Below are 244 nucleotides of genomic sequence, written 5' to 3' on the forward strand. Positions count from 1 at the left end.
ATCTTCCGCGCCACGCTGCGGACGCCGAAGGCCGCCGAGGAGCTCGGACTCCCGCGCGAGGAGTGTTTCGACTACCACTCCAGCGCCCGCCAGCTAGAGCGGATCGGCGATCACGCGACGAAGATCGCGCACCTGACCCTGAACATCGACGATCCCCTGCCCGACGAGGTCGTCGACGCGGTACGCGACCTCCACGGCGACGCCGTCGACGTGATCGACACGGCGATGGACGCGCTGTTCGACG

At 68.4% G+C, this 244-nt stretch carries 1 protein-coding gene; it reads left to right on the forward strand.

Annotation, left to right across the window (positions count from 1 at the left end; genetic code table 11):
* The coding region (locus EXE44_RS19275; protein WP_274595409.1) for a PhoU domain-containing protein at positions 1-244 on the forward strand (244 nt) is incomplete at both ends.

It is taken from the genome of Halorubrum sp. SS7, assembly GCF_005435055.1.
Taxonomy (GTDB): domain Archaea; phylum Halobacteriota; class Halobacteria; order Halobacteriales; family Haloferacaceae; genus Halorubrum; species Halorubrum salinarum.